The organism is Rhodanobacter sp. C01, from assembly GCF_002001045.1.
Classification (GTDB): Bacteria; Pseudomonadota; Gammaproteobacteria; order Xanthomonadales; family Rhodanobacteraceae; genus Rhodanobacter.
This window is the reverse complement of sequence record NZ_MUNR01000004.1, coordinates 151818-175665: the sequence shown is the minus strand read 5'-3', so window position 1 is coordinate 175665 and position 23848 is coordinate 151818. Positions and strand designations below refer to the sequence as shown.

Annotated in this window: 16 protein-coding genes; 14 read left to right on the top strand and 2 right to left on the bottom strand. The window is 65.5% G+C overall.

Translation table 11 applies throughout. The features are described from left to right. The first annotated feature begins 90 nt into the window (after positions 1–90). From ftsE to B0E50_RS01160, 10 genes are all read left to right on the top strand, one after another. Positions 91–768 carry a cell division ATP-binding protein FtsE gene (gene ftsE, locus B0E50_RS01205; RefSeq protein ID WP_077439250.1) on the top strand — a complete coding sequence of 226 codons (678 nt, stop codon included), beginning with the start codon at positions 91–93 and terminating at the stop codon, positions 766–768. A gap of 2 nt (positions 769–770) precedes the next feature. After that, a complete protein-coding gene (gene ftsX, locus B0E50_RS01200) occupies positions 771–1760 on the top strand; it encodes a permease-like cell division protein FtsX (protein ID WP_077439249.1) in 990 nt (329 codons plus the stop codon). Positions 1761–1897: 137 nt separating this feature from the next. Continuing rightward, the gene (locus B0E50_RS01195; protein ID WP_077439248.1) at positions 1898–2740 is read left to right on the top strand and encodes a response regulator; all 843 of its coding nucleotides are present in this window, start codon (positions 1898–1900) and stop codon (positions 2738–2740) included. Continuing rightward, entirely contained in the window at positions 2737–3471 is a 735-nt protein-coding gene (gene ung, locus B0E50_RS01190; RefSeq protein WP_077439247.1) for a uracil-DNA glycosylase, read from the top strand. The genes B0E50_RS01195 and ung overlap by 4 nt, the downstream gene beginning before the upstream one ends. A 173-nt stretch (positions 3472–3644) precedes the next feature. Further along, the gene (rpoH, locus tag B0E50_RS01185; protein ID WP_077439246.1) at positions 3645–4502 is read left to right on the top strand and encodes an RNA polymerase sigma factor RpoH; all 858 of its coding nucleotides are present in this window, start codon (positions 3645–3647) and stop codon (positions 4500–4502) included. A 163-nt stretch (positions 4503–4665) separates the two neighbouring features. Further along, a complete protein-coding gene (locus B0E50_RS01180; RefSeq protein ID WP_077439245.1) occupies positions 4666–5346 on the top strand; it encodes a response regulator transcription factor in 681 nt (226 codons plus the stop codon). Next, entirely contained in the window at positions 5330–6703 is a 1374-nt protein-coding gene (locus tag B0E50_RS01175; protein WP_077439244.1) for a HAMP domain-containing sensor histidine kinase, read from the top strand. The genes B0E50_RS01180 and B0E50_RS01175 overlap by 17 nt, the downstream gene beginning before the upstream one ends. A gap of 153 nt (positions 6704–6856) precedes the next feature. After that, on the top strand, positions 6857–10045 hold the full coding sequence (locus tag B0E50_RS01170; RefSeq protein WP_077439243.1) for an efflux RND transporter permease subunit: 3189 nt from the start codon (positions 6857–6859) through the stop codon (positions 10043–10045). Then, positions 10038–11252 (top strand): efflux RND transporter periplasmic adaptor subunit, encoded by a 1215-nt coding sequence (locus B0E50_RS01165; RefSeq protein WP_077439242.1) that lies wholly within the window; start codon positions 10038–10040, stop codon positions 11250–11252. Before B0E50_RS01170 ends, B0E50_RS01165 begins: the two co-directional genes overlap by 8 nt. Next, positions 11239–12726: an efflux transporter outer membrane subunit gene (locus B0E50_RS01160; RefSeq protein ID WP_077439241.1), complete on the top strand. Its 1488-nt coding sequence runs from the start codon at positions 11239–11241 to the stop codon at positions 12724–12726. Before B0E50_RS01165 ends, B0E50_RS01160 begins: the two co-directional genes overlap by 14 nt. 7 nt (positions 12727–12733) lie before the next feature. Here B0E50_RS01160 and B0E50_RS01155 read toward each other — a convergent pair whose 3' ends face one another. Together B0E50_RS01155 and B0E50_RS01150 are read right to left on the bottom strand one after the other, a co-directional pair. Continuing rightward, positions 12734–14125, bottom strand: a complete 1392-nt coding sequence (locus B0E50_RS01155; protein WP_077439240.1) for a S41 family peptidase — start codon at positions 14123–14125, stop codon at positions 12734–12736. Between the two features lie 149 nt (positions 14126–14274). Continuing rightward, positions 14275–15441, bottom strand: a complete 1167-nt coding sequence (locus B0E50_RS01150; protein WP_254427136.1) for a peptidoglycan DD-metalloendopeptidase family protein — start codon at positions 15439–15441, stop codon at positions 14275–14277. Positions 15442–15831: 390 nt separating this feature from the next. On the opposite strand from B0E50_RS01150, the gene gltB reads away from it, so the two are divergent. The 4 genes from gltB to B0E50_RS01130 all read left to right on the top strand — a co-directional run bounded on the left by gltB (position 15832) and on the right by B0E50_RS01130 (position 23787). Beyond that, positions 15832–20286 (top strand): glutamate synthase large subunit, encoded by a 4455-nt coding sequence (gltB, locus tag B0E50_RS01145; protein ID WP_077439238.1) that lies wholly within the window; start codon positions 15832–15834, stop codon positions 20284–20286. After that, a complete protein-coding gene (locus B0E50_RS01140; protein ID WP_077439237.1) occupies positions 20283–21722 on the top strand; it encodes an FAD-dependent oxidoreductase in 1440 nt (479 codons plus the stop codon). Before gltB ends, B0E50_RS01140 begins: the two co-directional genes overlap by 4 nt. 71 nt (positions 21723–21793) lie before the next feature. After that, positions 21794–23023, top strand: coding sequence for a spore maturation protein (locus B0E50_RS01135; protein WP_077439236.1), 1230 nt, complete (start codon positions 21794–21796; stop codon positions 23021–23023). Next, on the top strand, positions 23023–23787 hold the full coding sequence (locus tag B0E50_RS01130) for an NRDE family protein (RefSeq protein WP_077439235.1): 765 nt from the start codon (positions 23023–23025) through the stop codon (positions 23785–23787). Before B0E50_RS01135 ends, B0E50_RS01130 begins: the two co-directional genes overlap by 1 nt. The last annotated feature ends 61 nt before the right edge of the window (positions 23788–23848 follow it).

Sequence of the window (23848 nt, the reverse complement as noted above, 5' to 3'; positions counted from 1 at the left end):
CGATCGAACGAGGTGCGAAGTCCGCATCTTGGCATCGGCTTCCCTTATCCTTGTCGCTGACAAGACGCCACGCAGGTGCGGGGATACGCGGTGATCCATTTTGACCAAGTCAGCAAACGTTACGAGGGCGGCCACGAAGCGCTCTCGCAGCTGTCGTTCGAGGTGCCGACCGGCGAGATGGCCTTCATTACCGGTCATTCCGGTGCCGGCAAGAGCACCCTGCTCAAGCTGCTCGGCCTGATCGAGCGGCCTTCGCACGGCACGATCAGCATGGACGGCAAGAGCCTGACGAAGATCCGTCGCAGCGGCATTCCGAAATGGCGCCGGCAGATCGGCATGGTGTTCCAGGATCACCGCCTGCTGATGGAGCGCACCGTGTTTGCCAACGTCGAGCTGCCGCTGGTGATCGGCGGCATTGCCAAGCCCGAGCGTGCCCGGCGGGTGCGCGCGGCGCTGGAGAAGGTCGGCCTGCTCGCCTACGAGCGCCAGCTGCCGGACACCCTGTCCGCTGGCGAGCAGCAGCGCGTCGGGATTGCCCGCGCCATCGTGGCACGGCCGACCCTGCTGATTGCCGATGAGCCGACCGGCAACCTCGATCCGCAGTTGGCGGTGGAGATCATGGGTCTGTTCGGCGAGTTCCAGCAGGTCGGCACCACAGTGCTGATCGCCAGTCACGACCTGCCGCTGATCAAGCGCATGAAGAAGCGCGTGATCGTGCTCGACCATGGCCGGCTGGTGGCCGACCTGGCTGCGCAGGAGGTGCTGTGAGCATGCCGCCCGAAGACATCCACGCGCCCGTTCGCGCACCGGCTTCCGATGCGCCGCCGCGCAACGAACACAGTCACGGTCGCCGTCTTGGCAGCTGGCAGGAGCATCACGGCTGGAGCGCGGCGTCGAGCTTGCGCCGGCTCGCCTCGCGTCCGCTCGGCAGCCTGTTGACGATCGCGGTGATGGGCTTGGCGCTGGCGTTGCCGCTGGCGTTCTACCTGCTGCTGGGCAACGTGCAGAAGCTGGGCGAGGCACTGGGCCAGAGCCAGGCGATCAGCGTGTTCATGCAGCCTGGCCAGAATGCGCAACAGGCGCAGATGCTGGCCAGGCAACTGGGTGACCGCGCCGAGGTGGCTGCGGTGACGGTGAAGACTCCGCAGCAGGGCATGGACGAGCTGGCGAAGATGCAGGGTTTCTCCGGTGCGCTGCAGACGCTCGACGACAACCCGTTGCCATACGTACTGCAGCTGCAGCCCAAGGCGGAGACGAGTGCCGCTGCGATCGAGCAACTGGTGGCTGATGTGCGCGACATGCACAGCGTCGAGCTGGTGCAGGACAGCGGCAGCTGGCGGCAGCGGCTGGACGCGCTGCTCGGCGTCGGCAACCGCGTGGTGCTGATCCTGGCTTCGCTGCTGGCATTGGCTGCGCTGCTGGTGGTCGGCAATACGGTGCGCGTGGACATCGCCAGTCGCAGCGAGGAGATCAGCGTACTGCTGCTGGTCGGAGCCAGTAGTGCGTTCGTGCGCCGGCCGTATCTGTATGCCGGCATCTGGTATGGCCTGTTCAGCGGCATTCTGGCGGCCTTGCTGGCCGTGCTGATCGAGTTCGCGCTGGCCGGGCCGGTGGCGCAGTTGAGCCGGGCCTATGATGGCAAGCTGCAGGTTGGCGGCTTGCCGCTGTGGCTGTTGCTGGCAGTTCCGCTCGCTGCCGCTGCCCTGGGCTGGCTCGGCGCGCGACTGGTCAGTGCATGGCAGTTGCGCAGGTTGGGATGATGGGTATGGCCGAAGGTGATGCGAATCGCAGCGCTTGATGCTGCGGTCGATGCACTATCTGCGTGGAAGCGATCACAGGGGGTGGGGTCGCAGGTTCATCGGCAAGGATCGCCGCAGGTCGGGTGGATGAGCAGGGCATGAGCACAAATATCAGCAACCGTCTGCTCACCGAGGCGCCACGCGTGCTGGTGGTCGACGGCTCGCGCGTGGTGCGGCAATTGATCACTCGCGTACTGCAGGCCGAACTGCCCGGGGTCGAGGTGGTGGGGTGCGGCAGCGGTGCCGAAGCACAGCAGGTGCTTGGCGAGGGCGTATTCGATTTCATTACCATCGCGTTGCGTCTGCCCGACATGGACGGACTGGAGCTGGCGCGCTTCGTGCGCGAATCCGCACCGCAGGCCTATGTGCCGATCGTGGTGGTTTCCGGCGATGTGGACGATCGCCTGCATCGCCGTTCGCTGGGCGAGCATGTCACCGATTACTTCGACAAGTCGCTCGGGTTCCAGGCACTGGCCGCGTTCATCCGCGGCTATGTCGGTCCGCAGACCTCGGCGGATGGCACCGTGCTCTATGTCGAGGACAGCCGCGTGGTGGCGCTGGCGACCCGGCGCATGCTGGAGAAGATCGGCCTCACCGTGCGTCACGTGGTCAGCGTGGAGGATGCGCTGGCGATGCTTGAGACCGATCGCGCGCTGGGCTGGGTCGGCGCCGACGTGGTGCTGACCGACGTCAGCCTGAAAGGTGAACTGACCGGTGGTGACCTGCTCAGGCACATCCGCGGTGAGTTCGGTTACGGCAAGGGCCGGCTGCCGGTGCTGGTGATGACCGGTGACGAGAACCCGGCCAATCAGGCCGCCCTGATCCAGGCCGGCGCCAACGACCTGGTCGAGAAGCCGGTCGAGGAAAAGCTGCTGATCACCAAGCTGCTGTTCCAGTTGCGCGTGGCAAAGCATCTGCGTGAGCGTGCGAACGACGCATGAGCGAGCAGCAGACCCTGCCCGAAAGGATCCGGCTGGAGCCGTCGTGGAAGGCGCGCATTGGCGATTATTTGCAGCGCCCGGAAATGCAGGCGCTCTCCACGTTCCTGCGCGCGGAGAAGCAGGCCGGCAAGCGGATCTATCCGCCCGGGCCGGAAATCTTCGCTGCCTTCGAGCACACCCCGTTAAATGCGGTGCGCGTGGTGATCCTCGGTCAGGATCCGTATCACGGCCCGGGCCAGGCGCATGGTCTGTGCTTCTCGGTGCGTCCCGGCGTGCGGGTGCCGCCATCGCTGGAAAACATCTTCAAGGAAATCCAGCGCGACCTCGGCATCGCACGACCCGACCACGGCTGCCTCACGCCGTGGGCCGATCGTGGCGTGCTGCTGCTCAACAGCGTGCTGACGGTGGAGGAGGGTCGCGCCGGTGCGCATCAGGGCAAGGGCTGGGAAGGCTTCACTGACGTGGCGATCGATGCGCTCAACCGTGAACGCGAAGGCCTGGTATTCCTGCTGTGGGGTTCCTATGCCCAGCGCAAGGGACAGTTGATCGATCCCCGCCGGCACTGCGTGCTGAGTTCGGTGCATCCGTCGCCGCTGTCGGCGCACCGTGGTTTCCTCGGTTGCGGTCATTTTTCTGCCGCCAACCGCTATCTCGAAGCCCGCGGGGAGGCGCCGATTGACTGGTCATTGCCCCCGCGTTCCGCATGGCAGGACGGTTTCACGCCCGCTTGAATGCCGATGAGCGACCCTCATGTCGGGGTTGAAGAGGGGCTGGACAATGGATGCAAATATATATACTATACGGTTCATTATAGCTCGGTACCTTCCGGGCTGAACCAATCGAGGATTTAGCACTCCAACTACCCGAGTGCTAAACTTCGATATCGTTTCAGGAGGTTCCACCCATGTCTCAAGCCTTGGTGACCGCCAATTTTCCGCTGCCCAGCGTCGTCGGCAGTCTGGATGCCTATATCTCCGCGGTCCATCGCATTCCGGTCCTGAGTTCCGAGGAGGAACAGGAGCTGTCGCGCAACTTCCTCGAGGAGGCCGATCTGGCTTCAGCGAAGAAGCTGGTGATGTCGCACCTGCGTTTCGTGGTGCATGTGGCCCGTGGCTACAGCGGTTACGGCCTGCAGCTGGCCGACCTGATCCAGGAAGGCAACATCGGCCTGATGAAGGCGGTCAAGCGTTTCGACCCGGATCAGGGCGTGCGCCTGGTCAGCTTTGCGGTGCACTGGATCCGTGCCGAGATGCACGAATTCATCCTGAAGAACTGGCGCATCGTGAAGGTCGCCACCACCAAGGCGCAGCGCAAGCTGTTCTTCAACCTGCGCAAGAGCAAGAAGCGCCTGGGCTGGATGAATGCAGCCGAGGTGCGCACGGTGGCGCAGGACTTGGGCGTGCCCGAGGCGACGGTGCGCGAGATGGAATCGCGTCTGTCCGGCCGCGATATCGGTTTCGAAGCGCCGGCGGATGCCGACGACGATGCCAAGCCGGCACCGGCGGCATTCCTGATCGACGAAGGCGCCGACCCGTACGAGAACGTGGCCGACGCTGACGATGCCGACAACCAGATGTCGACGCTGTCGAGTGCGCTGAAGAATCTGGACGAGCGCTCGCGCAACATCATCCAGCGCCGCTGGCTCGACGACGACAAGGCCACCTTGCAGGATCTGGCCGACGAGTACGGTGTCTCAGCCGAACGCATTCGCCAGGTCGAGGCAAACGCGATGAAAAAGATGCGTGGGCTGTTCGCTGCCTGAGTGACCTTCGCCATGCGTCACGCCAAACGGCCTCCCTCGGGAGGCCGTTTCGTTCGGCACATCGATATGCCTCAGCCCACGGGCGGCTATCGCCGTGCAAATCGGCCATCCTGCCGATTTGTCGTTATGCTCGGTCTCAAGTACTGCACTTGGTAAATGATTGATGCCGCGTATCTTGGTCATCGAGGACGACGACGTCACGGCGCGCGAGATCGCGGCGGAACTGGCCAGTCATGGCATTGATACCGACCGGGTGGCAGATGGGTGTGAAGGTCTGGCTCGTGCGGCAGATCCCCGCTATGACGTGATCACGCTGGACCTGATGCTGCCCGGCCTCGATGGCCTCAACGTGATCACCCAGCTGCGGGCGCAGGGCATCGCCACGCCGGTGTTGATGATCAGCGCGCTCAGTGATGTGGATGAGCGTGTGCGCGGCTTGCGTGCCGGCGGCGACGACTACCTGACCAAGCCGTTTGCCCCCGACGAGATGGTAGCGCGGGTGGATGTGCTGCTGCGGCGGCATCGCCAGCAGGCGCAGCAGACCCTGCTTCGTGTGTCCGATCTCGAGCTTGATCTGGTGCGACATGTGGCACGCCGTGGCGACACGGAGTTGTCGCTGTTGCCCACCGAATTCAAGCTGCTGGAATTCCTGATGCGTCATGCCGGGCAGGTGCTGACCCGCGCGATGATCTTCGAGACCGTGTGGGGTTTCCATTTCGATCCCGGTACGAATCTGATCGATGTGCACATCGGCCGCCTGCGCAAGAAGATCGACACCGCAAGCTGTGCGCCACTGATCCATACCGTACGCGGCTCGGGGTACAGCCTTGCGCAGACTGACTGACAACTGGCGTTCCACCACCGCGCGGCTGATCCTGATCTACGGCTCGTTCTTTGCGCTGTGGGGCATCGTGGTGATCGGTCTGATCCACTGGCAGGCGGCCAGTTATCTGACCCGTGTTTCCAACGAGCTGATCGGCCGTCAGGCGGATTATTTCTCGATGCTGGACGAGCCCACGCGCCGGCACGCGCTGAACGACTACGTTTCGCTGGAGACACGGCACCTCAACGCATGGGGACTGTTCGATGCCCATGGCAGGTCGCTGGCTGGCACCATCACCGCGCTGCCACCTGGCATCCCGGTGAATGGCGCGGTGGTCATCGTGCCGCAGGGATTGACACGCACGGATGGCCACTCGCACATGAGCGTGCGCGCCGCGGCGGTGCGCCTCGACGACGGGCGCATCCTGCTGGTGACGCGGGATACCAGCATCGTCGACCGGATCGGCACGATCATCCTGCAGGCGTTGTTGTGGGGCATCTCGCTGACCGTGGTGCCGGGCCTGTTTGGCGGCTGGCTGCTCAGCCGCGGACCGCTGCGTCGCATCCACGCCATCCGCGAAGTCACCTTGCCGATCATGCACGGCGATCTGACCCGGCGCCTGCCGGTGAGCCGGCGCGGCGACGAGCTGGACATGCTAGCCGGCATCGTCAACGCGATGCTCGACGAGATCGAGCGCCTGCTCGGTGAAGTGAAAGGCGTGTGCGACAACATCGCACATGATCTGCGCACCCCACTGACCCGCTTGCGCGCAAGGATCTACCGGCTGCAGCAACAGTTCGACGAGGACAGCAGCGAGAGCACGACGCTGGAGGCATGTCTGTCCGATACGGACGCCCTGCTGGATCGCTTCCGCGCGCTGCTGCGCATTTCGGAGCTGGAGAATCAGCAGCGTCGGGCCGGATTCGATCAGGTCGATCTGGCCGAGATCCTGCGAGAAGTGCATGCACTGTATCTGCCGCTGGCCGAGGATCGCGGTCAGCAGCTGGCGCTGGAATTGCCGCAGTTGCCATCGATCCGGGCGGACCGTCACCTGCTGCTGGAAGCCTTCAGCAACCTGGTCGGCAATGCGATCAAGTTCACCCCTTCGGGTGGTCGTGTGAACATCCGCGCCCGCACTGCCGAAGACGGTCCGTGGGTGGATGTGTGTGACAGCGGACCGGGCATCCCGGTCGATCAGCGCGTTGCGGTGACGCGCCGTTTCTATCGGGCCGAGAGTTGCCGGAGTACGCCGGGCTCCGGACTGGGCTTGAGCATCGTCAGCGCGATCGCGCGCCTGCATGGCTACACTCTGGAGATTGCCGACAGTGAGAACGGTGCGCGCCTGAGTCTGCACTGCCGCGACGCGGCCAGCGCATAACAGCGAAGCTCAAGGTCGCCGTCAGTGTGATCGGATGCAGTCTCGACGTGGTGCACCGACCGAATATGAAAATATCTTCATGCGCGAAATCGATACCGGCGAGTTGCGGCGTGTCAAAATTTGACGCTACGCAACATTCTCGCTGGATACTCCATGCTGGGCATCGTGCGGATCGCCTTGTCGCGACCCTATACCTTCATCGTTCTTGCATTGCTGATCCTGATCATCGGACCACTCTCCGCACTGCGAACACCGACTGACATCTTTCCGGACATCAACATTCCGGTGATTGCGGTGGTATGGCAGTACACCGGTCTGTCGCCGGACCAGATGGAGGGTCGCATCACCTCGCCATACGAGCGTGTGCTGACCACCACGGTCAACGACGTCGAGCATATCGAGGCGAAATCGATCGCCGGCTTCGGCATCGTGAAGATCTTCTTCCAGCCGGGCGTGAACGTCGCCACCGCCAACGCACAGGTCACCGCGGTCTCGCAGACCCTGCTCAAGCAGTTGCCCGCCGGCATCACGCCGCCGCTGATCCTCAACTACAACGCCTCGACCGTGCCGATCATCCAGCTGGCATTGTCCGGCAAGGGGCTGAGCGAGCAGAACCTGGGCGACCAGGCTCTGAACATCCTGCGTCCGCAGCTGGTCACGGTGGCCGGTGCCGCGGTTCCATACCCGTATGGCGGCAAGACTCGCCAGGTGCAGATCGACGTGGACCCGGCTGCACTGCAGGCGCGCGGCCTGTCGGCGGCGGACGTCGCCAATGCGCTGGCGGCACAGAACCTGATCGTGCCGGTGGGCACCGAGAAGATAGGCACGTTCGAATACACCCTGCTGCTCAACAACTCACCCAACGAGCTGGACGACCTCGGCAACCTGCCGGTCAAGACGGTCAACGGCACCACCATCTACATCCGCGACGTGGCGCACGTGCTGGACGGAAGCGCGCCGCAGACCAATATTGTGCACGTGAACGGTGGCCGTTCGGTGCTGATGAGCGTGCTGAAGAACGGTTCGGCATCCACCTTGGCGATCGTGGCCGGCATCAAGCAGCGCCTGCAGGATGCCAAGGCAACCCTGCCGGACAACCTGCAGATCGCGCCGATCGGCGACCAGTCGATCTTCGTGCGCGCGGCGATCAGTGGCGTGGCGCGCGAAGGCATCATCGCGGCCGCACTGACCAGCCTGATGATCCTGCTGTTCCTCGGCAGCTGGCGCTCCACGGTGATCATCGCGGTGTCGATCCCGCTGGCGATCCTTGCCTCGATCGCCGCGCTGTCGGCGATCGGCGAGACGCTCAACATCATGACCCTTGGCGGCCTGGCGCTGGCGGTGGGCATCCTCGTCGACGATGCCACGGTGACCATCGAGAACATCAACTGGCACCTGGAGAACGGCAAGCAGGTCGAGCCGGCGATCCTCGACGGTGCCGCGCAGATCGTCACGCCGGCCTTCGTCTCGCTGCTGTGCATCTGCATCGTGTTCGTGCCGATGTTCTTCCTCGAAGGCGTGGCGCGCTTCCTGTTCGTGCCGATGGCCGAGGCGGTGATGTTTGCGATGATTGCCTCGTTCATCCTCTCGCGCACGCTGGTGCCGACGATGGCGAAGTACCTGCTGCACCCGCATATGGACGAGCAGGGCAATCACCTGCAGGAGCAGCGTTCGAACCATCCGCTGGCGCGCTTCCAGCAGGGCTTCGAGCGCCGCTTCGAAAAGGTCCGCGGCGGTTACCACGGCCTGCTGGCACTGGCGCTGCAACACCAGCGCGTGTTCGTCACCGGCTTCCTTGCCTTCGTGGTGTTGTCGTTCGCGTTGGTGCCGATGCTCGGGCGCAACTTCTTCCCCGACGTCGATGCCGGCCAGATCCTGATGCACGTGCGTGCGCCGGTCGGTACGCGGCTGGAACAGAACGCGCAGCTGTTCGCGCGGATCCAGCAAAGCATCAAACAGATCATCCCGGCCGACGAGCTGGGCACCCTGGTGGACAACATCGGGCTGTCCAACAGCAGCATCAACAACACCTACAACAACACCGGCACGATCAGTGCCGCGGACGGCGACATCCAGATCGCGCTCAACGAAGGGCATCGCCCGACGGCCGAGTACGTGAAGACGATGCGCGAGCAACTGCCGCATCAGTTCCCGGGCGTCAGCTTCTCCTTCCCGCCAGCCGACATCGTGAGCCAGATCCTCAATTTCGGCTCGCCGGCGCCGGTCGACGTGCAGATCCGCGGACCCAACCTGTCAGCCAACTTCGCCTACGCCAACAGCCTGCTGTCGAAGATTCGCCGCATTCCCGGCGTGGTCGATGCGCGGATTCAGGAGTCGCAGGCCAATCCCGGTTTCAACATCAACGTGGACCGCACCCAGGCGCAGCTGCTCGGCATCACCGAGGGCGACGTGACCAACAGCCTGGTGGTGAACCTGGCCGGTTCCAGCCAGGTTGCGCCCACCTACTGGCTGAATCCGCAAAACCGCATCTCCTATCCGATCGTGATGCAGACGCCGCAGTACAAGCTCGATTCGCTGGCGGCGCTCAACAACCTCTCGATTACCGGCAAGAACGGCCAGTCACAGGTGCTCGGTGGCCTGGCCACGATCAGCCGGCATAACACCAACGCGGTGGTTGACCAGTACAACATCCAGCCGGTGGTGCAGATCTTCGCCAGCACGCAGGGCCGTGATCTGGGTGGTGTGTCGTCGGACATCCAGAAGCTGCTCGACCAGACCAAGGCGCAGTTGCCCAAGGCCGCCCATGTCGACCTGCTTGGTCAGGTGCAGACGATGAACAATTCCTTCTCCGGCTTGCTGTTCGGTCTGCTCGGTGCGCTGGTGCTGATCTACCTGCTGATCGTGGTCAACTTCCAGTCCTGGGCCGATCCGTTCGTGATCATCACCGCGTTGCCCGCCGCGCTGGCCGGGATCGTCTGGATACTGTTCGCCACGCATACACCACTGTCGGTGCCGGCGCTCACCGGCGCGATCATGTGCATGGGCGTGGCCACCGCCAACTCGATCCTGGTGGTGAGCTTCTGCCGCGAGCGGCTCGCCGCGACCGGCGATGCGCATCTGGCGGCGCTGGAAGGAGGCTTCGTGCGCTTCCGTCCGGTCTGCATGACCGCGCTGGCGATGATCATCGGCATGGCGCCGATGGCGCTGGGTCTGGGCGAGGGCGGCGAGCAGAATGCTCCGCTCGGCCGCGCGGTGATCGGCGGCCTGATCTTCGCCACCTGCGCCACCCTCATTTTCGTTCCCGTGGTCTTCCGCATCATCCATGCGCGCGACGGCCACGCCACCGCTCCGACTCCGTCGGGAGAGCCCGTCCATGTCTGATTTGAATCATCCGGCCCCCACGTTGCCCGCGCCAGGGCGCCTACGCCTTGCCGGCCTGATCGCGCTGATCGTGATCGTCGTCGTCGTCGCCCTCGGCGTCATTTCGCGGCTGAGCCAGGCACGCGAGCTGAAAGCCTGGACCAACGAACAGGCAACACCCACCGTGAACGCGATCATGCCCGACGCCAGCACCGGTTCAATGCCGCTGGAGTTGCCCGGTCGCATCGAGGCCTATACCCAGGCGCCAATCTATGCGCGCGTGGGCGGCTACCTGAAGTCGTGGAAGGCGGACATCGGCACGCACGTCAAGGCCGGACAACTGCTGGCGGAGATCGACACGCCCGACCTGGACCAGCAATTGCTGCAAGCCAGGGCTGACCTGGCCAGCGCCAAGGCCAACGAGGCGCTGGCGGCCACCACGGCCAAGCGCTGGCAGGCCATGCTGGATTCCGATTCCGTGTCAAAGCAGGACGTGGACCAGCGCACCGGCGACTACGATGCCAAGCGCGCCCTGGCCAATGCCGCGCAGGCCAACGTCGACCGCATCGAGGCGATGAAGGGCTACGCGCGCATCGTGGCACCGTTCGACGGCGTGGTCACCGCGCGCAACACCGATGTCGGTGCCCTGATCAATGCCGGCAGCAGCAGCGGGCAGGCGCTGTTCGTGGTGTCCGACGTAAGCAAGCTGCGTGTCTACGTGCAGGTGCCACAGAACTTCGCGCCTTCGGTCGTCCATGGTGTCAGTGCCACGCTCGGCGTGCCGGAGTACCCGGGTCACACTTTTGCGGCCCGCTTCGATGCATCCGCCCAGGCGGTCAATGCCAGTTCCGGCAGCACCCTGGTCCAGCTTGCCGTGGACAATGCCGACGGCAAGCTGATGCCCGGCAGTTTCGCCAGCGTGCGCTTCAAATTTGGCGGTGACCGCCAGTCGCTGCGCATTCCCGCCAGCGCGTTGATCTTCGACGCCAGCGGATTGCACGTGGCGACCGTGGGTGCCGGCGACCGCGTTGCGTTCAAGCAGATCACCATCCTGCGCGACTACGGCAAGACGGTGGAGATCGGTTCCGGCCTGACCGCGCAGGACAAGGTGATCGACAGTCCGCCGGATGGACTCAACGACGGCGACGCCGTGAAGATCGCCGACAACAAGCCGGATAATGGGCCGGAGAACCAGCCAAAAGCGGCGAATGACCATGCGAAAGCCTGATTTTCGCCTCCTTGCCGTGGCACTCGCGCTGACGTTGGCGGGCTGCAATTTTGCGCCTGCCTACAAGGTGCCGCAGGTGCCGGTGGCGTCGAGCTACCAGGACATCGCCGATCAGAGCAGCGGTCCGTGGCAGCAGGCGCAGCCGTCCGATCAGCTGCCCCGTGATCACTGGTGGCAGCTCTACCACGATGCGCGACTGGACCAGCTGGAACAGCAGTTGCTGGCCAGCAATGCCGATCTCGCTGCCGCGCTGGCGCATTACCAGCAGGCGCAGGCGTTCGCGCGTCAGGCACGCTCCGAACTGTTCCCGCAGATCGGTGCCAGCGCCAACGGCCAGCGCGACCACCAGTCGGATACCAAGCCCTTGCGCGCCCCGTTGACCGGGCCCAGTGCCTCGCCGGCGAACTACAACTCCTTCACCGTGGGTGCCGAGGTCGACTACGAGTTCGACCTGTGGGGCCGCGTGCGCAATACCGTCGAAGCGGGCAAGGACACGGCACAGGCCGCGGCTGCCGACCTGGCTTCGGCGCAGTTGAGCCTGCAGGCCCAGCTTGCCGACGACTACATGCAGTTGCGTGGGCTGGACCAGCAGATCGATTTGCTCAGGCAGAGCACCGATGCCTTCCAGAAGGCCCTGCAACTGACCGAGAACCTGCACCAGGGCGGTATCGTCTCGGGGCTGGACGTGGCGCGTGCGCAGACCCAGCTGTCCAGTGCCAAGTCGTTGTGGTCGCAGACCCTCGCGCAACGTGCGTTGGTCCAGGACGCGATCGCGGTGCTGGTCGGTGCCTCGGCCAGCCAGTTCACCCTGACGCCGGAAACCACGCCGATCGAGCTGCCGCAGGTCCCTGCCAGCGTGCCCTCGATCCTGTTGCAGCGTCGGCCCGACATCGCCGCGGCCGAGCGACGGACCGCCGCGGCCAATGCACAGATCGGCATCGCCCGGGCCGCCTATTTCCCTTCGCTCGGCCTGAGCATGCAGGGCGGTTACCAGAGCGCTGCCTACCCGGGGCTGTTCAATGCGCCAAACCAGTTCTGGGCGATCGGTCCGACCCTGCTCGAGACCCTGTTCGACGGCGGTTACCGCAGGGCGCAGGTCCGCGCCGCCCGGGCGGCCACCGACGAAGCCGGCGCAACCTACCGCGGCGTGGTGCTGAATGCCTTCGCCCAGGTCGAGGACAACCTGGCTCAGATCGACCATATTGGCGTCGCACGGGGCGACCAGCGCGACGCGGCGAATGCCGCACAGCATTCGCTGGACATGGCGATGGTGCAGTACAAGGCCGGCGCGGTGAGTTATCTCGACGTGACCCAATCGCAGACCGCGGCGCTGGATGCGAAGATCAGCCTGCTCAGCCTGGACACCCAGCAACTGCGGGCGAGCGTGCAGCTGATCCGGGCACTGGGTGGCGGCTGGTCGGTCGATCAGCTGGCCAACCGGAACGCTGCCGTTCCGGCAAACAACGCCCGCTGACCGGGCGTCAGTGGGTCGTGGGTGTCCTGCCCAGCGCCATGCCTTTCAGCACGTTCAATGCCTGCGACAAGGCATAGTCGCCGGTCGCCAGCTTGGCATCGTCCGCACTGCCGTCGTCGTTGATGTCGTTGCCGAGCTTGGCGTTCTCGTTGACCAGGTGGTTCGGCAGGTCGGCTTCGGAGCTGACCAGCACCGGCGCGCTGTCCGCCCTGCTCACGGTCAGGTCGGCCAGCGCGATGTCGGGCTTGATGCCCTCGGCCTGGATCGAGGTGCCGTTCGGCGTGTAGTAGCGCGCCGTGGTGATCTTCACCGCGTGGTCGGCGTCAAGCGGCAGCACGGTCTGCACCACGCCCTTGCCGAACGTGCGCTGGCCCATGATCAGCGCGCGATGGTTGTCCTTCAGCGCGCCGGAGACGATCTCGGCGGCCGAGGCGGTGCCGTTGTTGACCAGCACGATCATCGGCGCGCCGTTGAGCAGGTCGCCGGGGTGCGCGCTGAAGCTCATGTTGGCGTCCTGCAGCCGGCCGCGGGTGGTGACGATGACGCCGGAGTCGAGGAAGTCATCGCTGACCGACACCGCCGCGTTGAGCAGGCCACCGGGGTTGTTGCGCAAGTCCAGCACGGCGCCCTTCTGTGCGCCGTTCTTGGAGATCAGCGCACCGAGCTTCTTGTCCAGATCGCCGCCGGTGTCGTCCTGGAACTGGCTGATCCGGATGTAGGCATAGCCGGGCTCCAGCTCGCGCACCTTGACGCTGCTGATGGCGATGTTCTCGCGGACCAGGTTCAGGTCGATCAGCTTGTCGCTGTTCTGGTGCGCGATGGTCAGGCTGATCTTGCTGCCGGGTTTGCCGCGCAGCTGCTTGAACATGTCGTCGACATTCTGCGGGTCGATCAGCGTGCCGTTGATCTTGACGATGCTGTCGCCGGCCTTGATGCCGGCACGTGCCGCCGGGGTATCGTCGATCGGCGAGACGATGCGCAGGCCGCCGTCCTCCTGCAGCACCTCGATGCCGAGGCCGCTGTACTGGCCGGTGGTGTCCTCGTTGAGCTGGGCCAGGCCATCCTTGTCCAGGTATTCGCTGTGCGGGTCCAGCCCGCTGAGCATGCCGGTGATCGCCGCCTTCATCAGGGTCTTGTTGTCGACTTTCTCGACGTAGGCCTGGCGCACCACCTCGTAGACGCGGCTGAAATTGCGGATGTCGTCCAGATCCACTTGATCGGCGACGGAACTGGCGCGCGCCGGAGCGGTAGCGCTGCTGCTGGTGGCCGGCAGATCGACCGGCGGTGCGGCCAGGCTGCCGGCCGGGGCCGGCACGGTCTGCGCGAATGCATGCGGCACCGTCAGCAGCAGTGGCATGGCCACCAGCAAGGCGATCGGGCTACGGTTGGAAAGGCGCATGCGGGTGGCTCCGTACGAAAAGCGGATGTCGCGCGGCGGCGCGGCGGAAGAGGTGAACCATAGCCTTGGACAGCCGAACAGGGGCGTAATTCATCGTGCCGCCGTGCGTGGATGGCATGGCGCTAGCCTGCGGCGCCGCGACAGTGGCGTCAACGGCGCTGGCTCAGCCAGCTGCGTGGATCGACCGGCTGGCCACCCTTGCGCAGTTCGAAATAGACGCCGGTATTGACGCCGGTGGGCGGGCTGGCGGTGCCGATCGCCGTGCCAGCCTCGACCTGGTCGCCGACGCCGTGCAGCATGGTCTCGTTGTTGCCGTACATGCTCATCCAGCCGTTGCCGTGGTCGATGATGACCAGCATGCCGTAGCCACGCAGGAAGCCGGCATAGATCACCCGGCCGCGGGCCACCGCGTGGATCTCGCTGCCGCCATTGGCCTTGATCAGCACGCCGCTGCCATAGCTGTTGACCACGCCGCTGGCCGGCCATGGCAGGTTGCCGCGGATGTTCGCGCTGGCGTTGCCCACTTCGATCGGCGGCGGCGGCAGTTTGTGCCCGGGGTGTTGCTTCGCGGCCGCCGCGCGGGCTGCGGCTTCACGGGCAGCCGCTTCGCGCGCAGCCTGGTCGATCGCCTTCTGCAGCTTGTCGACCAGGTTGTTGAGCGATTGTGCGTTCTGCTTCAGCGCAGCCAGCCGCTCGGCCTGGTCCTTGTATTGGGCATCGGTTTCGGCCGCAAGCTTCTGCTGGGCGGCGCGCTGCTGCGTCAGCGTCCGGGCCTGCTGCTCGCGCTGCACCTTGGTCGCCTGCAGTGCCTGCCGCTCCGTGGTGATCGCACTCTCCAGATCCTGCAGCTTGGCCAGATCGGTCATCAGCTGCTGCACGCGCTGCACACGGTCCTGCTGGAAATATTTCGAATACACCAGCGCCCGCGAGATGCGGGCGACATCCTCATCGCCAAGCAGCAGGCGCAGGTCGGAACCCTGGCCGAGGGCGTAGGTGGCACGCAGCAGGTCGGCGATCGCCGCGTGCTGGCGGTCCAGGTTCTGCTTCAGGGCGGTGCGTTGCTGTTCGAGTTCATCCAGTTGTTGCTGCTTGGCGCCCAGTTCGGTGTCGGTCTGGCGCACCGCCCGCGCCGCATCGGCCAGTGCGGTGGCCTGCTTGGCGAGCTCTGCATTGGCGCTGTCGCGGCGCGCCGCGGTATCGGCCTGCTGCTTCGCCAGGGCCTCCATCTTGCCGCGCAGGTCGGCCAGCTTCTGCTTCGCCTCGGCCTGCTCGGTCTGGCTCTGGCTGTCCTGGCGCGCCAGCGCCGGTGGGGCCATGACGGCGCCGGCGAAGGCGATGGCGGCCAGCAGGCCGGGGATGAGCGCGGGAATGGAGCGGGCAGGATTGGGCATCCGCTGATTATCACCGAGCCGGGCGACGGGAGCGAGCAAGCCGGGACGCGGGTTGCCGGCCTGCTCGGGCTGTCTTGTCTCTCCTGGGCAGGCGGTGAATGAGCACTTGAGGCGATTCACCAGGTTCATGCACTGCCCATGCATGAATAAATGAAGAGAAGCAAAAACGTATAGCCGTCCAAACTGTGTTGTCCAAATTGTTTTGACGCGGCGCAGCAGATGTGCTTTAGTCGGACCACACCATGCGTGCAGCGACGGTGCCGAGGGCACTGCAGGCTGCGCATGCCCAGCACATCCATCCGCCGCGAGGGCAAGATGGCCCAGCCAGACAACAAGACGTTGTACGACCCGACTTTCGAGCACGACAGCTGCGGCTTCGGGCTGGTTGCGCAGATCGATGGGCGCGCCAGCGCCTGGGTGGTCGACACCGCGTTTGCTGCGCTGGCCAGACTTTCCCATCGTGGTGGCGTGAATGCCGACGGCATCAGCGGCGATGGTTGCGGCGTGCTCATCCATCGGCCGGCGTCGTGGTTGCGCGCCATGGCGACGGAAGCTGGCTTTGCACCGGCCGAACATTTTGCCGCCGGGCTGGTTTTCCTTGACCAAGCCGATGGCACCACGGCAGTGGCGGTATTCGAGCAGCATCTTGCCGCAGCTGGTTTGACGGTGGCTGGCTGGCGTGAGCTGGCAGTCAACGCGGAAGCTTGCGGCCCGCTGGCCAGTGCAACTTGCCCGAGGGTGCGCCAGGTCTTCGTGAATGCCGCGGCCGGGATGGATGACGATGCATTCGAGCGCGCGCTGTTCCGCGCACGGCGGCGTGCCGAAACGGCGCTGGTGGATGATCCGCAGTTTTACGTGGTGAGCCTGTCCGCGCAGGTGATCGGCTACAAGGCAATGGCGGCACCGGGCCGGCTGCGTGAGGTATTCGCGGATCTGCGACATCCGGCGCTGGCCAGCGACGCGGTGGTGTTCCACCAGCGCTTTTCCACCAATACCACGCCGCAGTGGCGGCTGGCCCAGCCGTTCCGTCTGCTCGCGCACAACGGCGAGATCAACACGATCCGCGGCAACCGGCGCTGGATGCAGGCACGCGAGGCGGTGCTGCGCTCGCCGCTGGTCGACCTCACCGATATCGGCCCACTGGTGCGCCAGGACGGCTCGGATTCGGAGAGCCTGGACAACGCGCTGGAAGTGCTGCTCGCCGGCGGCCTCGACATGCTCACTGCGATGCGTGTGCTGGTGCCACCGGCGTACGCGGCACGCGAGGATCTGGACGAGGACCTCACCGGGTTCTACGAGTATTACGCGTTGCACAGCGAACCATGGGACGGCCCGGCCGGGCTGGTCATGTGCGATGGCCATTACGCGGTATGCACGCTCGATCGCAACGGCCTGCGCCCGGCGCGCTGGGCGCGGTCGGACGACAATCATCTGATCGTGGCTTCCGAAGCCGGCCTGTGGGACATGCCGGCTTCGCGCGTGGTGGCCAAGGGCCGGCTCGGGCCCGGCCAGATGCTGGCGGTGGACTTCGCCGGCAAGCGCCTGCTGCACGATGCCGACATCGACGCGATCAACAAGAGCCGCGCACCGTTCCGCGAATGGCTGCGCGCGGGCGTCAGCTATCTCGAATCGGACCTGATCGATCCCAGCCTGGCGGCCGAGCCGCTGCCGGCTAGCGAGCTGCGCCGCTACCAGAAGCTCTACGGCCTGAGCCGCGAGGAACGCGAGAGCGTGCTGAAGGTGCTTGCCGAGACCGAGGCCGAGGCGACCGGCGCGATGGGCGACGACACCCCGATGGCGGTGCTGTCGCGGCAGATCCGGCCGCTGTTCGACCGCTTCCGCGAAGGCTTCGCCCAGGTCACCAACCCGCCGATCGACCCGCTGCGCGAACGGCTGGTGATGTCGCTGGTCACCCAGTTCGGCCGCGAGGGCAACCTGTTCGAATTGTCGGCCGACAACGCGAAGCAGATCCTGCTGAATTCGCCGATCTGTTCGCAGCGCAAGCTGCGCCAGTTGCTCGCGTTGCCGCAGTTCGTCGACGCCACGGTGCAGATCGACTTGTGCTATCCGCTGGATGAAGGGCTGGAGGCGGCGTTGCGCCGGTTCTGTCGCGAGGCGGAGCAGGGCGTGCGCAACGGCGCCGGGATGGTGTTCATCACCGACCGCTATCCGCGCAAGGACACGCTGCCGGCGCATGCGCTGCTCGCGGTGGGCGCGATCCACGCGCATCTGGTCGAGAACGGCCTGCGCTGCCAGTGCAACCTGCTGGTGGAAACCGCCACGGCGCGCGATGCGCACCAGTTCGCCTGCCTGATCGGTTTCGGTGCTACCGCGATCTATCCGTGGCTGGCTTACCAGAGCCTGTTCGAACTGGGCCGCGACGGCTACATCAAGCGTGGCGACGGTGCGCCGCGCGAGATCGGCCGCAGCTACCGCCGTGGCATCCGCAAGGGCCTGCTGAAGATCCTGTCGAAGATGGGTATCTCCACCATCGCCGGTTATCGCGGTGCCCAGTTGTTCGAGATCGTCGGGTTGGCGCCGGAAGTCGTCGCGCTGTGCTTCGCCGGCACGCCGTCGCGGATCGGCGGCGCCGGCTTCGCCGAGCTCGAGCACGATGCGCGCCTGCTCGCAGCCGATGCATGGAACGAGGCGCAGCCATTGCGTGCGGGCGGCATCTACAAGTTCGTGCATGGCGGCGAGTACCACATGTACAACCCGGACGTGATCGACACCTTGCAGACGGCCGTGCGCACCGGCGCGATGGCCGACTATCGCCGCTATGCGCAGCATGTCGATGCGCGGCCGCCGTCCGCGTTGCGCGACCTGTTGCTGCCGCATGCCGTAGGTGCGGCGATTCCACTGGAAGAGGTCGAGCCGGCCGCGGCCATCCTCGGGCGTTTCGATTCGGCCGGCATGTCGCTTGGTGCGTTGTCGCCGGAGGCGCATGAGGCGCTGGCGATCGCGATGAACCGGCTGGGTGGTCGCAGCAATTCCGGCGAGGGCGGCGAGGATCCGGCGCGCTACGGCACCGAGAAAACCTCGAAGATCAAGCAGGTTTCGTCCGGTCGCTTCGGTGTCACCGCCGAATACCTGATCAACGCCGAGGTGCTGCAGATCAAGATCGCGCAGGGCGCGAAGCCCGGTGAAGGCGGCCAGCTTCCCGGCCACAAGGTGGATGCGACGATCGCACGGCTGCGCTATGCCAAGCCCGGCATCGGCCTGATCTCGCCGCCGCCGCATCACGACATCTATTCGATCGAGGACCTGGCCCAGCTGATCCACGACCTGAAGGAAATCAACCCGAGTGCGTTGATCTCGGTGAAGCTGGTCTCGCATGCGGGGGTCGGCACGGTCGCCGCCGGCGTGGTCAAGGCCGGTGCGGACCTGATCACCATCTCCGGCCACGACGGCGGCACCGGTGCCAGCCCGCTCACCTCGATCAAGTACGCCGGCACACCGTGGGAGCTGGGCGTGGCCGAGGCGCAGCAGACCCTGCGTCGCAACGGCCTGCGCGGTCGCGTGCGGCTGCAAACCGACGGTGGCCTGAAGACCGGCCTCGACGTGATCAAGGCGGCGATGCTCGGCGCCGAAAGTTTCGGCTTCGGCACCGGCCCGATGGTGGCGCTGGGTTGCAAGTACCTGCGCATCTGCCACCTCAACAACTGCGCCACCGGCGTCGCCACGCAGAACGAGGTGCTGCGCAAGGAACACTTCATCGGCCTGCCCGAGATGGTGATGAACTATTTCCGCTTCGTCGCCGAAGACGTGCGTGGTCATCTCGCACAACTCGGCGTGCGCAGCCTCGGCGAGCTGGTCGGGCGCAGCGACCTGCTGAGCCAGGCCGAAGGCAGCACGCCGGTACAGCGGCAGATCGACCTGTCGCGGCTGATCGCCAGCGATGGCCTGGGCGTGGACGTGGACAGCGCATGCACGCTACCGCGCAATCCGATGCGCGATGAAGCGGCACTGGCCACGCGTATCGCGGTCGATGCCGCACCACTGATCGAACTGGGTAGCGGCGGCACGTTTCGCTACGCCATCGAGAACACGGATCGCGCGATCGGTGCGCGGCTGTCCGGCGACGTGGCGCGACGCTGGGGCGACCACGGCATGCCCGAGCCGATCACCCTGCAGCTGGAAGGTAGTGCTGGCCAGAGCCTCGGTGCATGGAACGCCGGTGGTGTGCACATCGACCTGACCGGCGAGGCGAACGATGGTGTCGGCAAGGGCATGACCGCTGGCCGCATCCTGGTGCGGCCATCGCCGGAATCACCGTTCGCCAGCCAGGAGGCCTCCATTCTCGGCAATACCTGTCTGTACGGCGCCACCGGTGGCGAGCTGTTTGCCGCCGGCCGCGCCGGTGAACGCTTCGCGGTGCGCAACTCCGGCGCGCTGGCGGTGATCGAGGGCGCCGGAGATCACTGCTGCGAGTACATGACCGGCGGCGTGGTCGCCGTGCTCGGCTCGTGCGGACTGAACTTCGGCGCGGGCATGACCGGCGGCTTCGCCTACGTGCTAGACCTGCAGCGTGATTTCGTCGACTGCTACAACCACGAACTGGTCGACATCGTGCGCATCACACCGGAAGGCATGGAGCATTACATGCAGCATCTGCGCGGCCTGATCGCGCGTCATGCCGAACTTACCGGCAGCGCCTGGGCGCGGTATCTGCAGAACGATTTCCGGGGGCTGCTTCAGCGTTTCTGGCTGGTCAAGCCGAAGGCGGCGAGCCTGGCTGCGCTGGCCGACGAATTGCGGAGGGCGGCATGAGCGACAAATTGTTCCGCTTCCTCGACCTCCCCCGCCAGCCGCCGAAGGCCGTGCCGGTGGCGATCCGCGTGCTTGGCTACGGCGAGATCAGCGGCGATTTTGCGCCGGCCGCGGCGGTGGGTCAGGCCGAGCGTTGCCTCGATTGCGGCAACCCGTATTGCGAACATGCGTGCCCGGTGCACAACTACATTCCCGACTGGCTGAAGCTGGTACAGGAAGGGCGATTGTTTGAAGCCGCCACCCTGATGCACGAAACCAATCCGCTGCCGGAAATATGCGGCCGCGTGTGTCCGCAGGACCGCCTGTGCGAAGGCGCCTGCACGCTGGAGCAGACCGACTTCGGCTCGGTCACCATCGGCAGCATCGAACGTTCGATCACCGACGAGGCCTTCCGCCAGGGCTGGCGCCCGGATCTGTCGGGCGTGACCGAAACCGGCCGCCGCGTGGCGGTGGTCGGTGCCGGACCGGCCGGCCTGTCGTGCGCGGATCGGCTGCGTCGCGCCGGCATCGCGGTGGACGTGTTCGATCGCCAGCGCGAAATCGGCGGCCTGCTCACCTTCGGCATTCCGCCGTTCAAGCTGGACAAGTCGGTGGTGCGCACCCGACGTGACGTGCTCGAAGGCATGGGCGTGCGCTTTCATCTCAATGTGGAAATCGGTCGCGATATCGCGTTCGACAACCTGCTCGCCGACTATGACGCGGTGTTCATCGGCACCGGTGCCTATACCTTCGTCGATGGCGAACTGCCCGGTCGTGAACTCGACGGCGTGCATGACGCACTGCCATTCCTGATCGCCAACGCCAGCCGCCTGCTCGACGACCAGCCGGTACCACCCGCGCTCGATCTCAACGGCAAGCATGTGGTGGTGCTCGGCGGTGGCGATACCGGCATGGACTGCAACCGCACCTCGATCCGTCTCGGCGCCGCGTCGGTCACCTGTGTCTACCGGCGTGACGAGGCAAGCATGCCGGGCTCGCGGCGTGAGGTGGGTTACAGCCGCGAAGAGGGCGTCAAATTCCTGTTCCATCGTCAGCCGCTGGAGTTGGTCGGTGACCAGGGCACAGTGCGCGGCGTGCGCGTGGTGACTACCGAACTGGTCGACAATGGCGACGGCCGGCCGCGTCCGAGCAACGTCGTAGGCAGCGAGACCGAGTTGCGCGCCGACGTGGTGATCCAGGCGTTCGGCTTCCGTCCCAGCCCGCCGGCATGGTGCGCCGAATACGGCATCGCGCTGGATGCAAGCGGTCGCATTCTTGCTGGTGGCAAGGGCAGGCTGCCATTCCAGACCGGTCATACGAAAATCTTCGCCGGCGGCGACAACATGCGTGGCGCCGACCTCGTGGTCCGTGCCGTGCATGACGGGCGCGAGGCGGCAGGTTCGATAGCGCAGATGCTGAGCGCATTGCCGGTGACGGAGATCGAACAGGTCGCCTGACTGCAACGTGCTGTCCAACCGTGTGCCGGGTTCATTAAGCTCCAACCTGACGATGGCCAACGGCGCGCTGCGTGCTCAACAGACTCTGGTTCGGATTTTTCCTGGTGGCCGCGGTGGCGGCGCTGTCGCGCTGGCTGCTCGGTGGCGACGAGACCGTATTCGCCGCGGTGGTCGGTTCGTTGTTCGACATGGCCGATCTGTCGGTCAAGGTGATGTTGCTGCTGTTCGGCACGCTGGCGCTTTGGCTGGGTTTCCTGCGTATCGCCGAGCAGGCCGGACTGGTCGATCACCTCGCGCGCATGCTTGGACCATTGTTCGCGCGGCTGATGCCGGGTGTGCCGCGCGGACACCCGGCGATCGGCCTGATCACGCTGAACTTCGCCGCCAACGCGCTGCAGCTGGACAACGCCGCCACGCCGATCGGCCTGCGTGCGATGCGCGAGCTGCAGACGTTGAACCCATCGGCAGATACCGCGAGCAATGCACAGATCCTGTTCCTGGTACTCAACGCCTCGTCGCTGACCCTGCTGCCTGTGCAGGTGTTCATGTACCGGGCGCAGGCCGGCGCGCACGATCCGACCCTGGTGTTCCTGCCGATCCTGCTGGCGCACTTTGCCGCCAACCTCACCGGCCTGCTGTCGGTGGCGTACATGCAACGCCTGAAGCTGTGGGATCCGGTGGTGCTGGCGTGGCTGGGTGGCGGCGCGCTGCTGCTCGGCGGCTTCATCGCGCTGCTGGCCTCGCTGACGGCCGTGGCACTGGCCTCGTTGTCCGCCTTGCTCGGCAACCTGCTGCTGTTCGGGGTGATCATCGCGTTCCTGTGTGCCGGCGCGTACAAGAAGGTGCCGCTGTTCGAGAGCTTCCTCGAGGGTGCGAAGCAGGGCTTCGAGGTCGCTAAAGATCTGCTGCCCTACCTGATCGCGATGCTGTGTGCGGTCGGTGTGCTGCGCGCCTCCGGCGCGCTGGATTTCGCGCTGGATGGCATCCGCTGGCTGGTGCTGCACGCGGGGCTGGATGATCGTTTCGTCGATGCGCTGCCCACCGCGCTGGTGAAACCGTTCTCCGGCAGTGCGGCCCGCGCGATGCTGATCGAAACCATGCATCACTCGGGCGTGGACAGTTTTCCCGCGTTGCTTGCCGCCACCATCCAGGGCAGCACCGAGACCACGTTCTATGTGGTGGCGGTGTACTTCGGTGCAGTCGGCATCAAGCGTGTGCGGCATACCGTGGGTTGCGCGCTGCTGGCGGATCTGGCCGGTGTGCTGGCCTCCATTGTCGTCTGTTACTGGTTCTTCGGCTGATGTGTCTGATTGCTTTCGCCTGGAACATGCATTCACGCTGGCGTCTGCTGCTGGCCGGTAACCGCGACGAGTTTCATGCGCGTCCCAGCGAACCATTGGCGCGCTGGGAGGGTGCGCCGATCATCGGAGGTCGCGATCTGCAGGCCGGCGGTACCTGGCTTGGCTTGACCGCGGCAGGGCGCTGCTGCGTGGTGACGAACGTGCGTGATCCGCGCGATCCGCAGCTGGGCGTTTCACGCGGCATGCTGGCGACCGATTATCTCGGTGGCAGTGCGGATGCCAAGGCGCACGCACAACTGTTGCTGCGCTCAGCGGCGCGCTACCGGCCATTCAACCTGCTCACCTTCGATGCGCAGAATGCGTTCTATCTGGGCAATCGTCCCGAGCCGCGCGTGCAACCGGTAATGCCCGGTGTGCACGGCCTGTCGAATGCCGACTTCAATACACCGTGGCCGAAGACGCGTGCACTGATGAAGCAGCTGCAGGACTGGATCGACGATGGCGGCGAAGACGATTTCGCGCCGCTGTTCGCCGCACTGGCCGATGAGCGTGTCGCACCGGATGCGCAGCTGCCGGATACAGGCGTCGGGCTGGAACGCGAGCGCTGGCTGTCGTCGGCGTTCATTCGCGGCGAACTCTACGGTACGCGTGCCAGCACAGTGGTGGCGATCGATCATCACGGCAACGGAGTGATCGTGGAACGTCGCTTCGGACCGAATGGCCGGTTCGATGGCGAGACGGCGCTGCGCACGACAGGAACGTAGTCGATCCGTTGAGCGGCCAGCGCCTACGCGCGCTGTCGACATGGATCGCCTGCCTGCAGCG